Here is a 14,597-nt window from a genome sequence, read left to right as displayed (position 1 = left end):
ACCACGTCGGGGCAAAATCCGGTGTAATCAACGCGCAAGGAGTCACTGGAACATCATTTGGTCGCTTCGCACGGGCGCTGAACGACCTGAACTAAACTAACAATGAGTAGCTCAAATAAAGAGAACCGAGAAAAACTTGACACATACCCTTACTTCCTAGAACGAATCATAGATTTGCCAATTTCGAGGTTTTACCATATACTTATTTAGTCGTATTTCGTAGTTAAATTCGGAATATGCGGATTGAAATATATTATTTGATAGATTTGATTTCGTACAAAAAAACTATCTCTTGTCCTTACGACAGGGGATAGTTTTTTGTTGTTTGTGTGTCTAGTTAGAAAAAGCTAAAGGTTAATTCTGGATTGCTGATATCTAATCCAAAGTCCTTGTTGTAGTTTTGATAAGCCTGATCCAGTGTTTCACGTCCCAAAGTTTCGCCAGACGGTGTAAAGAAGGGGATAATTTTCTGATCATCTTTAAGTTTGCGGTAGTCGCTATTACTGATAGAGAGCAAATAGCGTTGACTCCTCTTCATCAGCCGATTTAATTCGCGAAAATCTAGTTTACTCTGGCTGAGTAGTTCATTAATGATTTTCTTGGCATCATCATTGTATGGCACGATAATCGCATGGCCGTTGTCTGCGATTACTTGAAAATTCTTGGCGATAGTTTGCCCGCTGAAGGTCAAGTGTGGGCACCAGGGCAAATTGTGCGGGAGATTTGTGCTACCGGCCGGATTTTTCCCCAGTAAGGGGTAGAGTTTGAGTCCACTGTTTAACAGATACTGTGTGGTAAATTTTTTTATAATTCGTCGGTAGTAAGTTTGAAAATAGCACTCTTGCGTATTTGCGGTCAAAACCTCTGAACAATTCCTGTCGAGCATATCTAGGAGCCGCATCGTTGTTTGACGAGCGTCGGTAAGTTCTTCCATTTTTGAAATATTTTCTTTACGGGGGTCGGGGTTGATTAGATAGACATCACCCAACTCGCGTTCGCCATTTCGGTTGCAGCGGCCTGCCGCTTGCGCAATTGAATCTAGTCCAGTAACTGAGCGGATAACGGCTTCGAAGCTAATATCAACGCCGGCCTCGATTAACGGCGTTGTAACGACGATGATTTTTTTACCCTGTGCGTCGATCAGACGTTCCTTGATGCCAATGATCGGTTGATCACCAAAAATCGTGGTCCGGTCTGAGGAACCGTTAAGTAGGTCGAGCCGATGTTGGGGGCACATGTTGGTGCTTAGGTGGTAGATTAAGGTGTCTTCAGAACAAACCTGACTAAGCACTTGATAAACTTCGCAGACAATGTTTTTCGTATTTAGGACGATCAATAAATTATGATGTTGCTCTAGGGTTTTCTGACTGAGGTCAACAATGTCTTGGACGGAATAACTGCTTGATTTGCATTCATTCATTACTTGGACACGTTGAAACTTTGGTTCCACCGCATCATAGTTAGTAATAAGATCTTTGTCGGCCGAAAAAGTCAGCGCGTTCGGAAGTGCATCCAATGCTGGCTGTGTGGCTGTACATAAAACTGCTGTGGTATTAGCCAAGCGACTTAGATAATTCAAGGCGGCGTTGAACATCTGTAATGTTTTTGGTGGAAGGGCCTGAACCTCATCGAAAATAATGACGGCATCCGCAAGATTATGAAAGCGGCGAATATTCCGTGTTCCTGAACCGAAAATCGTGTTTAGGAAGGCAACCGTGGTGGTGAATAGGACAGGACCATCCCAAGTATCGTGGATCAGATCCACTCTTTCACGTCTTTTTAACTCAGCGTAGGTAGGATCCGCCGCCGCAGCGGGATCTTCGAGAACGTTTGAATGGTGTTCCACCACGTAATCGGCCAGTTCTGGGGCAACCGCACCAAACATCTTCCGAAATACTTGAGCATTTTGTTCGATGATCGTTGTAAAAGGTTCAATAAAAATAATGCGTTTTTTCCCAGTTCTGAGAGCATGTTCTAGGGCAAATCGCATTCCAGTGAGTGTCTTGCCGCCGCCAGTGGGGATCATCAAACGATAAATGCCCGTGGGTCGCCTGGCTGCTTCAAAGGCTTCATCGGAAAGCTGAGCGCGTAGCTGATTGATATTTGTTTGCGCGCGTGGTCCTTGTCGCATTGCTTGATTGTTTTGATCGAGGATTTCTTGATACCTTTTTAGAATTTTAATATTGTCTTGTTGATCCGCATTCCGGTTCATTTCAAATAACATTGTATTGGTGCGATCTGCATCAATCAACGCACTGTAAATATTTTGATTCATGAAATATAGGTCGTCCAGATCAGCATTAGGATCAGTTGGCCGCAGTAATCTGAACTCAGCGGCCGCTTGGGTTAGCAATTCTTTGATTTCTGTTTCGGACTTGATCAGCTTAAAGAAACGTTCTTTGGTCGGCTCAAACTCGGTAAAACGAGCTTTTTGTGTGGCTAGGTCATTAAGCTCTAGACGCGTAATGAAAGTAGGTAATTCAGCAGTGACGCCGGGAGTCAAGAAGTCTCGAATAGAACGAGAATGATGTGAAACAATGGCATTGGCAATCATTTCTGCAATTTGTTGAGTTTGAGGGGGCATTGATTGGGCGATTTCCAGTAACAACAAACCACCAGCATAACTATGGTCGATTTCACCACGCCGAACATGCTGCGGATCAGCTACAGCCTTGCGTAAATATTTTTGGAATCCGTCCGAGAACTTACCACAGTCATGGAGTAGTCCGGCCAAATAGCAAGCAGTTGACAAACCAAATGATTGACCATACCCAGCGGCAAGCTCGGCCGCCTGATTGAGATGGTCGCTCAGTAGCTGGTCTTGGGCGTCGATGATTGAACCGTCAGAACTTTTTGTTAGCCGGGTATGGGCGATAAAAGTTGAAATTGAATCCATAAAAATCACTCACTTTCAGGGGAGATTTGTTAAGGATAGTTTACTACAGGAAAATTTGTTTTACAATATAAAATCTTCATATTCTTTGATAAATTGGATTAATATTGACAGCGGGATAATTGTAGCTTACAATGTGGTCATCAAAGAAAATAAAAGGTGGTTGATACGAATCCAGATAAAAACCAGAAAGCCCTTTCATCAGTGATGATTTAATTATATCATTAGATTGTCAAATATATTATTTTTTGGATAGGAGGTTACTATATTGCGGAATCAGATTGCATTTCTTGTTCATGGAAAATACGCGTTATTTACTGATCCCTTGACGCGAATGGGTGGTGAAAAGGAATCATATCAAATTCCTACCTATGAGTCACTCGTGGGTGTTACTTCGAGTATTTACTGGAAGCCAACTCTAATTTGGGTCATTGATCAAGCTCGTGTGATCAAGCCGATCCAGATGGAGTCCAAAGGAACACGCCCAATGGATTATAACAATAGTTTTAAGTCAAATCTGAGCTACGTTAGCTATTTGCGCGACGTTTCTTATGAGGTCAAAGCGCATTTTGAGTTCAATAAATTCAGGCCAGATTTATCCGCTGACTGGAATGAAAATAAGCATTACGAGTTAATGAAACGAAGCATTAGGGCAGGAGGCAGACGAGATGTTTTTTTGGGAACAAGAGAGTGTCAAGCGTACGTTGAGCCGTTGACTGCCTTTGGTGAAAATCCCGGTGCTTACGATGATATCCCGGAAATTAATTTTGGCTTGATGTTTCACGGTTTTAATTATCCAGATCAGACTGGAAAGGATCAACTGGATGCCCGTTTTTGGAAGGCATCAATGAAACATGGTGTTATTGATTACCCTCGCCCAGATACGTGTGAGTTTATTCGCTCAAATGTCCGAAAGATGTCAGCAAAGGATTTCAATGATCACAACTTTACTTATGTTGATCGCGAAATGGAGGATGAGTCATGACATTGTTTGGCGATTTACTACAAGTTTATGATTCTAACGAGGAACAGGTTGGGCAAACGGTCGTGCTTGGTAACAGAAGGGCGAAATTATTTCCGCTGGGAACTGGAACACAGCAGGCTCAGATACAAGTAGTAATTGATCAAGAGGGCGGATTTAAACGTGCGGAGGTCATTCCTAAGGAAGATGCTCCAACCATTGTTCCAATGACGATCGAGTCCGCCAATAGAACTTCAACACAAAGCGCCCCACATCCAATTCATGACAAACTGAAATATGTTGCTGGTGACTATTTAGAGTATGGTGGTAAGAAATCCAAAATAGATTACCACCAAGACTATATGAATGCACTGGAAGCCTGGGTGAGTTCGGAATATGCGCATCCTAGGGTTACAATGGTTTACGAATACTTGAAAAAGGGCACGTTAATTCATGACCTAGTTCATTCAGGCGTTCTCGTTGTTAACGATCAGATGCAGCTGGTGAAGACCTGGCCAAAGGAGGATAAGGAAAATAAGCCCGCAATTCTTTCAGTAGTGACCGGTAATGATCAACTTAGCAGCTTTGTCCGCTTTGATACCATTGCTTTAACACCTCTATGGGAAGATGAAACTGTGTTTGAGTCCTTTTTCAAGTTCTTTATGGCAACCTTTAGCAATGCCTCTGGGCTAGATTATGTTACTGGTGAGAATACCATTTTGACCGAGAAAAACCCAAGATTTATTCGTTATTCAAGTGATGGTGCGAAATTGATTTCTGGAAATGACTCTTCCGGCTTTACTTTTCGTGGTCGTTTCTCTGATAAAAAAGAGGTTGCTCAGATCGGCTATGTTACCTCACAAAAGGCTCATAACGCCTTGACATGGTTGATCACATTGCAAGGTTCTCAGATCGATGGTCGAGTTTACTTGACATGGCTAGATCGCAAACTCAGTCCGACTCTGGACATCACAGGCGGTTCTTCTAACTTCTTGGCTATCAATGATGGAAGCAACGAGCTACCCTTGGAATCGAATGTTATGTTTGGTCAAGAATTGGGTAAGGCTATCCATGGTTATAAAACAAAATTAAGTCAGAGTAACCAGATAAAGCAGGCTCATGTATTACAATTAGACGCTGCTGTACCAGGTCGGCTAGCGGTTCTTGATTATCAAACGATCGATTTGGAGCGATTCTTTGGTAATTTGGAATATTGGTATCAGTCAGCGAGCTGGTATGCTTTCGCCAAAATTGATAGTAAAATGAAGTTAAGTTTTGGTGCACCATCCCTAAAAAGAATCGCACGGGCAGCGCTAGGGGAGAATGCTTCTGACGCTTTGATCAAGAATATTGTTTCGACTCTAGTACCATGTGTCGTGAACCAACGTCCGATTCCTTATTCAGTCGTTCAAAGCATCAATAATCGGGTTTGTCGTCCCAATTCTTTTGATTCAATGTTTATGTGGCAAGATACATTGAACGTTGCCTGTGCGGTTAACCGTAAGTTCTATGAAAAGGAGGAATATACAGTGAGTTTAGACAAAAATTCAGATAATCGTAGTTATCTATTTGGCCGATTGCTTGGAGTGATGGATGTGGTTGAATCGCGTGCGCTCTGGGCAAAGTCGAATAATCAAGGTGGGGGCTCTAGCACGCGTGCGACCAATGCACTTCGGTATATGCAGACTTTCAGTGTACGCCCCGAAAGTACATTGAAGACGATCCATGAAGCGCTGGTTCCATATTTGGAAACCTTAAATAATCGTGGGTTTTACCAGAAGGAGATTGGCCAAATCATGGACCAATTCAAGGGCGGTGACTATAACGATCGTCCACTTAACGGCACATATTTACTCGGCTTTTATTCACAGCGGCAAGATTTAAGTCAGAAAAAACAACAAGATGCGGAGGTAGCGAAGAATGACTGAATTCCAACATAAAATTGACTTTAAACTGGTCTTTGCGGCACACAATGCCAACCCCAATGGTGATCCACTTAATGGAAATCGCCCACGCCAAAATTTTGCTGGCTACGGTGAAGTGTCCGATGTGGCCATCAAGCGTAAAATCCGAAATCGTTTGCAGGATTTAGGCAATCCAATTTTTGTCCAGTCTAATGATCGCAATGACGATGGACTGGACAGTTTACGTGCTCGGGTAGAATCAATTCCTGAACTTAAGAAGAATAAGGACGCGGATGATTATGCGCGGATTGCTTGCGCGACCTGGTTAGATGTTCGGGCGTTTGGTCAAGTCTTTGCTTTTAAGGGCGATTCCAGCAAAGGCGTTTCTGTACCTGTCCGAGGTCCTGTTTCTATCCAAATTGCTGAGTCTGTCAATCCAATTACCATCAATGATATGCAAATTACTAAGAGCGTCAATTCTGAGCCTGGTGGTGGCCGTGGATCTGATACCATGGGGACCAAGCACTTTGTGGACTTTGGTTATTATGTAGTCAATGGCAGCATCAACACGCAGCTAGCCGAAAAGACGGGCTTCAGCGAAGAAGACGCTGAGCAAATTAAGCAAGCTTTACTGACATTATTTGAAAATGATGCCTCATCAGCTCGGCCAGAAGGCAGTATGGAAGTTGTTAAATTATTCTGGTGGACACATCCTTCTAAACTAGGTAAGTACCCTGCAGCACGGGTTCATCGTTCAGTGCAAGTCGTGCCGGTTGACAGTGACATCGTGCCAACAAAGGTTGATGATTACCGACTAGAAGTGGTTGACGATTTGCCTGGTGTGACCTTAGATGTTTATCCAGAAGATTAGCGAGAAGTTTTGATGGAATATGATGAGCAGGATTTTTTAATGATTTCTGGGATCCAGCATTATCAGTTCTGCCCGCGTCAATGGGCACTGGATCATGTTGAACATCAGTGGCGTGAGAATTACTTAACCACTGAAGGACATGCAATCCATGAACACGTTCATGATGCTGCCGTGAAAGAGAAACGTGGAAATTTGCTGATCACTCGAGGAATGCCGGTTCAATCGCGTCAATTTGGTATTTATGGTGTTTGTGATGCGGTTGAGTTTCATCGCGATAAAGAAGCCGGAGTAGCCATTTTTGGTTACTCCGGTTCTTGGTTACCATGCCCAGTCGAGTATAAGCATGGTCATCTTAAAAAAGATCAAAGTGATCAAATGCAGTTATTGGCGGAGGCAGTTTGTTTGGAAGAAATGCTAGTATGCCAGATCGATTATGGCTATCTTTATTTCAACGAGACTCATGCTCGGGTGAAAGTTGAGTTTGATCCGGCATTGCGTCAACAGTTTAGTGAGATTTGTACGGCGATGCATCAGTTGTGGCAACGGCAGTACACACCGAAAGTTCGACCATCCAAGAAATGTCAACGTTGCTCTTTACAAGAATTGTGTTTACCGCAATTGACCGAAAAAGAGACCGTTAGTACTTATCTAAAGCGGAGGCTGTCCTCATGAGGAAATTGCTAAATACGATTTACGTTAGTTCTCCAGAAGCTTATTTAGCCTTAGACGGAGGAAACCTAGTTGTCCTTATTGGTGAACAAAAAAGTCGCGTGCCACTGATCAACATTGAATCGATTGTTTCTGTGGGCTATCGAGGCGTTAGCCCGGGATTAATGCGCTTTTGTGTTGAGCATCGTATCAGCTTGGTCTTTGTTTCACCAACGGGTCGGGAGACCTGCCATTTAGTTGGGGAGAACAATGGCAATGTTCTGCTACGAAAAAAACAGTATGCGCTTTCTGAATCACCGGATGATTGCTTAGAAATCGCCAGGAATTTCATTATCGGTAAGATTTATAACCAACGCTGGGTGATCGAACGAATAACACGTGATCATGCGGACCGAATCGATCAAGTGGCATTTAAACAAATTTCTAGTGAGTTACAGCTCGCAGTAGAGAAGTGCCTTACTGTAACTGAAATCGACACTCTTCGGGGAATCGAGGGACAAACTGCTAGCCGTTATGATTTGCTGTTTGATCAATTCATCTTGCAGCAAAAAAGTGATTTCCGTTTTTATGGTCGTAGCAAGAGGCCACCTTTGGATCGGGTCAATGCTTTATTGTCGCTGACGTATACGATGTTGGCTCATGAATGTACGGCAGCGCTGGAAAGCGTTGGGTTAGATGCTTATGTTGGATTCATGCATACAGACCGCCCCGGTCGAGCATCATTAGCGCTGGATCTCATGGAGGAGTTACGGGCACCGCTGGCTGACCGTTTTGTGCTTCGCCTGATCAATCAGAAAATGATGCGGCCGAATGATTTCATGGTCAAGCAGGATGGGGCGGTTTTGCTAACGGATGACGCACGGCGCCGGTTTTTCACTTTTTGGCAGAATCGAAAAAATGAGACCATTACGCATCCGTATTTGGGTGAAAAAATTGAATGGGGCTTGATTCCATACACGCAAGCTTTGTTATTAAGTCGATATCTGCGTGATGATTTGGATCAATATCCACCATTCCTGTGGAAGTGAATAGATGCTAGTTGTTGTTGCTTATGATGTATCGTTGGCCGATAAGAGTGGTGTTCGTAGATTAAGACGAGTCGCCAAGAAGTGTGAGGCTTACGGTCAACGGGTGCAGAATTCGGTCTTTGAATGTTACTTGGATTATGACAATTATGTTAAACTAAGGGTGGAATTACTGGCACTGATCGATCAGAAGGTTGATAGCCTGAAATTTTATCAATTGGGTAAAAATTATGCGAATAAAATTGAGACCTTTGGGGCTAAGCAAACATTTGATTTGCATAAAGATACACTGATCTTTTAAGTTGCTGGTGCGAGGCAGAGGCGAACATTTTTTTGCTAGAGAGGTTCGCACAATAATTGTATCCTATTTGAACATAGAGATGAGAAATGACTCTCATTTTTAGGAGTCATAGTACCAATAGCATTATTCTTAGTATTTTTATTTAAACTTTTCAGCGATTTTTGAATAAAATCGCGGTCGTACCTCGTATGAGGTACGTGGATTGAAATAAGATATTTAAACAATGAATCTCGCGCCTATGCGTCGTACCTCGTATGAGGTACGTGGATTGAAATGTATGACATTAATCTTTTACCTCCATTTTTTCGGTCGTACCTCGTATGAGGTACGTGGATTGAAATCTTGACCATGCTATTAATGCCATTCTTATCAACGTCGTACCTCGTATGAGGTACGTGGATTGAAATCGTGGCATGGATAAGCCTTTAGCGGTTACTTCGTCGTACCTCGTATGAGGTACGTGGATTGAAATACTTCGCAAGGCGTCTTGATTCGACCATATGCGGTCGTACCTCGTATGAGGTACGTGGATTGAAATCAGCCATTGTGCCAAATTGGTTTTTACTGTGAGTCGTACCTCGTATGAGGTACGTGGATTGAAATTAGCCGCTGGAGTGGCAGTATTAGCAGCCGGCATGTCGTACCTCGTATGAGGTACGTGGATTGAAATAGTTGCAGGATACGCAAAGTTGGTTAGCCGAACGTCGTACCTCGTATGAGGTACGTGGATTGAAATTTCGTATCTTGTCATCGGTCTATTATTAGCATTGTCGTACCTCGTATGAGGTACGTGGATTGAAATAAAAAGATTGACGCGGTTGGCGTCGCCATGCAGTCGTACCTCGTATGAGGTACGTGGATTGAAATATCAGCATCTCGGCTTTCAATTCCCGGAATCAGTCGTACCTCGTATGAGGTACGTGGATTGAAATAAATACCCCGTTATTTGCGCTCTGCTCCGTTTTGTCGTACCTCGTATGAGGTACGTGGATTGAAATTATATTAACGATTAACATACAACGACGTAATGGGTCGTACCTCGTATGAGGTACGTGGATTGAAATATTCCATCGCTTGATAGGATCAGTTGCCCAACGTCGTACCTCGTATGAGGTACGTGGATTGAAATATGTTGATTCTGATATGTCATCTAAGACAGGCAGTCGTACCTCGTATGAGGTACGTGGATTGAAATTTCTAACATTCTAACAAACACATATATATAAATGTCGTACCTCGTATGAGGTACGTGGATTGAAATAGTCACACACCAGACTTGACTGATAGCAATTTGTCGTACCTCGTATGAGGTACGTGGATTGAAATCCACGTAAATGAGAAATAGCAAACATTCATGGCAGTCGTACCTCGTATGAGGTACGTGGATTGAAATACTCTTTGCGTCTTCGAGCGCCTTAGCCTGTTCGTCGTACCTCGTATGAGGTACGTGGATTGAAATCAAGCTCCCACTCAAAACGCTTGATAGCGGGTTGGTCGTACCTCGTATGAGGTACGTGGATTGAAATATCCCCTCAGCTTGTTTCAGCGTGTAAACTTCATGTCGTACCTCGTATGAGGTACGTGGATTGAAATGTTAAAACTCCAACCGAAATCATAAGGAACATCGTCGTACCTCGTATGAGGTACGTGGATTGAAATAACTCTGGATCATAGTATCGAGAATCATCAGCGTCGTACCTCGTATGAGGTACGTGGATTGAAATCAGCAGTCCTTTAACACGCGGATGAACCACGAAGTCGTACCTCGTATGAGGTACGTGGATTGAAATTTTACGTTTTAAGACCTTAACAATTCCGCTTTTGTCGTACCTCGTATGAGGTACGTGGATTGAAATAGAAGTACCGTCTGTGTATGTCCATACAGTCTTGTCGTACCTCGTATGAGGTACGTGGATTGAAATTGTATCATGCTATTCACCTCTATTCCGTTGGCGTCGTACCTCGTATGAGGTACGTGGATTGAAATAACTATCCCTTGCCAAATATCGCTTAAAGTGGGTCGTACCTCGTATGAGGTACGTGGATTGAAATGGCTTGTCAGCACCATAGAAATAGAATGTTGACTGTCGTACCTCGTATGAGGTACGTGGATTGAAATAACGCCGTGCAGGCATTTTTTTGCAAGATGAGGTCGTACCTCGTATGAGGTACGTGGATTGAAATATCGAACGAACTCTGCTTAGGTAATTCAGTTGCGTCGTACCTCGTATGAGGTACGTGGATTGAAATGTATTCATCTGCCATGTCAAGCAGCCACTTATCGTCGTACCTCGTATGAGGTACGTGGATTGAAATAAATACCCCGTTATTTGCTTTCTGCTCGGTTTTGTCGTACCTCGTATGAGGTACGTGGATTGAAATATGATGTCCGACCAAACGCCTTTGTACGTTTCTGGTCGTACCTCGTATGAGGTACGTGGATTGAAATCACAAAAAAGGCAATCTATTAACATTGCACCACGTCGTACCTCGTATGAGGTACGTGGATTGAAATAATCGCTGGCTTTGACAGCTGGGCAGGTATGGGTCGTACCTCGTATGAGGTACGTGGATTGAAATTACAAGATGAGCAAGACCGGTTTTTACGAAACGGTCGTACCTCGTATGAGGTACGTGGATTGAAATAAAATGGTACCAACACGGTGGCGAAGGCCACATGTCGTACCTCGTATGAGGTACGTGGATTGAAATAGCACAAGATAACGGACACAACCGTTTCTGCTCGTCGTACCTCGTATGAGGTACGTGGATTGAAATTACCGCTGTGTCACCGATGACTCCAGCCTCATGTCGTACCTCGTATGAGGTACGTGGATTGAAATTTGGTCGCTATTTACAAACATCGTATCAACTAAGTCGTACCTCGTATGAGGTACGTGGATTGAAATATCAATATATGGCAAAACAATCAAGCCTGACCTGTCGTACCTCGTATGAGGTACGTGGATTGAAATAGATTGAATTGGCCCGGTACGCTGACCACGCTAGTCGTACCTCGTATGAGGTACGTGGATTGAAATAACAAAGTCTGGGGGCCACATGGCTATGACGACGTCGTACCTCGTATGAGGTACGTGGATTGAAATACCGAAGCAGAGATTGAGCATTATGGCTTGCAGTCGTACCTCGTATGAGGTACGTGGATTGAAATTTGCGTGGCTTATGGAATGGCACTGTAAGCACAGGTCGTACCTCGTATGAGGTACGTGGATTGAAATAACCTATTTAGAATTGATCGTGGCTCGGTAGTTGTCGTACCTCGTATGAGGTACGTGGATTGAAATATAAAGGTGCAGATGGTAAAGACGGCTACACACCGTCGTACCTCGTATGAGGTACGTGGATTGAAATATCATCGGCCGCAGTCGCACCACGGTCACCCGGTCGTACCTCGTATGAGGTACGTGGATTGAAATAGAATTGGTTGCTTTAGGTAGAGAATATGCTCGGTCGTACCTCGTATGAGGTACGTGGATTGAAATAAAGCAATACAAGAAAGGTGACAATAAATAATGTCGTACCTCGTATGAGGTACGTGGATTGAAATAATAAGGCAAAAGAACGAATTGAAAAAGCCCAACGTCGTACCTCGTATGAGGTACGTGGATTGAAATTTAATTCCGCTGCTGTTGGTGCAATGCGTGACCAGTCGTACCTCGTATGAGGTACGTGGATTGAAATTATTTAAAGAACAATTATCGTGATAAATACACAGTCGTACCTCGTATGAGGTACGTGGATTGAAATCGGCAAGACCGTTGTTACCATCATTCCCATCTTGTCGTACCTCGTATGAGGTACGTGGATTGAAATAAGTCATCGACCGTCAGCTTGAAACTTGCCATGGTCGTACCTCGTATGAGGTACGTGGATTGAAATAGGAAGATAGCAGCGACAATGACCCTGATGACGTCGTACCTCGTATGAGGTACGTGGATTGAAATAAACCGTTTGGTCTATCGTTGGTAGCATTGCAGTCGTACCTCGTATGAGGTACGTGGATTGAAATCTAAAAGGGAAGGATTTAAAGCAATGGGACAGTGGTCGTACCTCGTATGAGGTACGTGGATTGAAATTTTTGCTATATACATAAATAAAAAAACAAAAAAGTCGTACCTCGTATGAGGTACGTGGATTGAAATAAGCGTTGGCGGGCGATTTTGCCAAAGACCTAGGTCGTACCTCGTATGAGGTACGTGGATTGAAATAACGGGTTCTGAAAGCGTCGTGAAATCACTAGCGTCGTACCTCGTATGAGGTACGTGGATTGAAATTCACTTGTGGAATACATCACTATCTTTATTCCTGTCGTACCTCGTATGAGGTACGTGGATTGAAATCTAACAGATCACTAATTTCTGGATTAGCAATCAGTCGTACCTCGTATGAGGTACGTGGATTGAAATAACCATTGCTGGAGTAACAATCTCGACCTCAGGTCGTACCTCGTATGAGGTACGTGGATTGAAATACCCTCCAACTGTAACACGGAGGGTGAAATGAGTCGTACCTCGTATGAGGTACGTGGATTGAAATAGGTGTGATGGTGGCGCCGTTTGATATGATCGAAGTCGTACCTCGTATGAGGTACGTGGATTGAAATTCACAAGCTTAGTTAAAACCGCCTTGTTACGAGGTCGTACCTCGTATGAGGTACGTGGATTGAAATCTTTAAATACATTATAACACAATTAACCTAAGGTCGTACCTCGTATGAGGTACGTGGATTGAAATTTTGGTAGGCTAGGGAAACCGTTTTTCTTAAGGTCGTACCTCGTATGAGGTACGTGGATTGAAATTTATCTTTGGCGCAAAGCATTGTGGCAAATTAGTCGTACCTCGTATGAGGTACGTGGATTGAAATCTACTATCTATAGTATGACTTATCGCAAATATTAGTCGTACCTCGTATGAGGTACGTGGATTGAAATAGAAATTGACAAGTTAAACTTGCTATATAAGGGTCGTACCTCGTATGAGGTACGTGGATTGAAATAGGTGGTGTTGAAAAGGCCCGATTTGATCAAGGCGTCGTACCTCGTATGAGGTACGTGGATTGAAATAAATCCTGTATAAATACCGGGAATCATTTTAACTGTCGTACCTCGTATGAGGTACGTGGATTGAAATCAGAACTCGTCTTCGGGCGTGACTTTACGCCAGTCGTACCTCGTATGAGGTACGTGGATTGAAATTAAACACAATTGCTATACTAAAAGCCCATGATTGTCGTACCTCGTATGAGGTACGTGGATTGAAATAAGCATGAGCGGGCGCAGGCTGTGGCTAATGGTCGTACCTCGTATGAGGTACGTGGATTGAAATCAGAAGCAAAAGTAAAGGGCTTTGACGGCAAATTGTCGTACCTCGTATGAGGTACGTGGATTGAAATTGATGATAAATATGTAATTGTTCCAAACAATTGTCGTACCTCGTATGAGGTACGTGGATTGAAATAAGTGTTTATCTATACTCAACAGTTGATTCAAAGTCGTACCTCGTATGAGGTACGTGGATTGAAATAGGCGTGTAATCGTCAACTTCTAACCACACATGTTGTCGTACCTCGTATGAGGTACGTGGATTGAAATAGTAAAAGTTGCAACGACAACTAAGGTTAAAAAGTCGTACCTCGTATGAGGTACGTGGATTGAAATCTCGACTCTTTTTAAGAGAATACACTAACTTCTGTCGTACCTCGTATGAGGTACGTGGATTGAAATTTATTGGCGTAAGAACCCACACAGGTTTGCTAAAGTCGTACCTCGTATGAGGTACGTGGATTGAAATTTGGCGTCTGATCTGGTATGTGTCAAGTTTTTCTCGGTTATCTTTATTTGAGCTACTCATTGTTAGTTTAGTTCAGGTCGTTCAACGCCCGTGCGAAGCGACCAAATGATGTTCCAGTGACTCCTTGCGCGTTGATTACACCGGATTTTGCCCCGACGTGGT

General features: G+C 43.3%; 7 protein-coding genes and 1 CRISPR repeat array. Of the genes, 6 read left to right on the top strand and 1 reads right to left on the bottom strand.

What is annotated here, in order from left to right:
* Positions 1–337: 337 nt before the first annotated feature.
* Positions 338–2,896, bottom strand: coding sequence for a CRISPR-associated helicase Cas3' (gene cas3, locus OCU21_RS10885; protein WP_261807430.1), 2,559 nt, complete (start codon positions 2,894–2,896; stop codon positions 338–340).
* Positions 2,897–3,161: 265 nt separating this feature from the next.
* On the opposite strand from cas3, the gene cas5c reads away from it, so the two are divergent.
* The 6 genes from cas5c to cas2 are packed head-to-tail and all read left to right on the top strand — an operon-like array spanning position 3,162 to position 8,624.
* Positions 3,162–3,878 (top strand): type I-C CRISPR-associated protein Cas5c, encoded by a 717-nt coding sequence (gene cas5c / locus OCU21_RS10880; protein ID WP_261807429.1) that lies wholly within the window; start codon positions 3,162–3,164, stop codon positions 3,876–3,878.
* Entirely contained in the window at positions 3,875–5,782 is a 1,908-nt protein-coding gene (gene cas8c / locus OCU21_RS10875) for a type I-C CRISPR-associated protein Cas8c/Csd1 (protein ID WP_261807428.1), read from the top strand. Before cas5c ends, cas8c begins: the two co-directional genes overlap by 4 nt.
* Complete coding sequence (cas7c, locus tag OCU21_RS10870; RefSeq protein ID WP_261807427.1) at positions 5,775–6,629, top strand: type I-C CRISPR-associated protein Cas7/Csd2; 855 nt, start codon at positions 5,775–5,777, stop codon at positions 6,627–6,629. Before cas8c ends, cas7c begins: the two co-directional genes overlap by 8 nt.
* 12 nt (positions 6,630–6,641) lie before the next feature.
* On the top strand, positions 6,642–7,301 hold the full coding sequence (gene cas4, locus OCU21_RS10865; protein ID WP_261807426.1) for a CRISPR-associated protein Cas4: 660 nt from the start codon (positions 6,642–6,644) through the stop codon (positions 7,299–7,301).
* Positions 7,298–8,326, top strand: a complete 1,029-nt coding sequence (cas1c, locus tag OCU21_RS10860; protein ID WP_261807425.1) for a type I-C CRISPR-associated endonuclease Cas1c — start codon at positions 7,298–7,300, stop codon at positions 8,324–8,326. The genes cas4 and cas1c overlap by 4 nt, the downstream gene beginning before the upstream one ends.
* A gap of 4 nt (positions 8,327–8,330) precedes the next feature.
* Entirely contained in the window at positions 8,331–8,624 is a 294-nt protein-coding gene (gene cas2 / locus OCU21_RS10855) for a CRISPR-associated endonuclease Cas2 (RefSeq protein WP_261807424.1), read from the top strand.
* A gap of 176 nt (positions 8,625–8,800) precedes the next feature.
* Positions 8,801–14,435: direct repeats of the CRISPR family, unit length 33 nt; unit sequence GTCGTACCTCGTATGAGGTACGTGGATTGAAAT.
* Positions 14,436–14,597 lie beyond the last annotated feature (162 nt).

The sequence above is a fragment of the Lapidilactobacillus luobeiensis genome (genome assembly GCF_024345205.1).
Taxonomy (GTDB): domain Bacteria; phylum Bacillota; class Bacilli; order Lactobacillales; family Lactobacillaceae; genus Lapidilactobacillus; species Lapidilactobacillus luobeiensis.
Note: the sequence above shows the minus strand (reverse complement) of the source record. Positions and strands in the feature narration are given on the sequence as shown.

Bases quoted from the DNA above. Each gene is read 5' to 3' on its own strand.
- cas4 (WP_261807426.1), top strand. From the start codon at position 6,642: ATGGAATATGATGAGCAGGATTTTTTAATGATTTCTGGGATCCAGCAT.
- cas7c (WP_261807427.1), top strand. From the start codon at position 5,775: ATGACTGAATTCCAACATAAAATTGACTTTAAACTGGTCTTTGCGGCA.
- cas1c (WP_261807425.1), top strand. From the start codon at position 7,298: ATGAGGAAATTGCTAAATACGATTTACGTTAGTTCTCCAGAAGCTTAT.
- cas2 (WP_261807424.1), top strand. From the start codon at position 8,331: ATGCTAGTTGTTGTTGCTTATGATGTATCGTTGGCCGATAAGAGTGGT.
- cas8c (WP_261807428.1), top strand. From the start codon at position 3,875: ATGACATTGTTTGGCGATTTACTACAAGTTTATGATTCTAACGAGGAA.
- cas3 (WP_261807430.1), bottom strand. From the start codon at position 2,896: ATGGATTCAATTTCAACTTTTATCGCCCATACCCGGCTAACAAAAAGT.